The 474-nt window shown below is 56.5% G+C and carries 1 protein-coding gene; it reads right to left on the reverse strand.

Going from position 1 to position 474, the window contains the following annotated elements; all coding sequences use genetic code 11:
* A partial coding sequence (locus tag H8K55_RS21305; protein WP_186944255.1) for a Calx-beta domain-containing protein occupies window positions 1–474 on the reverse strand: 474 nt, incomplete at both ends.

Here is a 474-nt window from a genome sequence, read left to right on the forward strand (position 1 = left end):
TTGCTGCTGTGTAGTCACTGCCGGCAGTGGCCGTGCCATTGCTGGTGTTGTAACCGACAGAAACTGTTTGACCAGAGGCTGCGGACAAGGTGACTGTGAAAGTCGCTGTGCCGGCTGCTTCGTTGACCGTGACGTCGTTGATTGACAGGCTTGGTGTACCGTCATTGTCAGTAATCGTCGCGGTACCGACTGCGGAGGCATTGGTGGTCGTACCTGCTGTGCGGGTGACTGTTAAATCAAAGGTTTCAGTCACTTCATTGATCAGATCATCGGTGATCGGTGTCCGTACCAACACACTCGTGCTACCTGCCGCAATCGTTGCGGTCGTCGCATTGCCCCACGTTGCGCCACCATCGGTGGACACTTGCAGATTAGTCGCTGTGGCGCTGCCGTAATCGGTACCACTGCCCGTTGCTGTACCGCCGCCTAAGGCGAGGCTGACACTTGTGGCTGTGGTGCTGGCATTGCTTAAGC

Source organism: Affinundibacterium flavidum, assembly GCF_014284175.1.
GTDB lineage: Bacteria > Pseudomonadota > Gammaproteobacteria > Burkholderiales > Burkholderiaceae_D > Undibacterium > Undibacterium flavidum.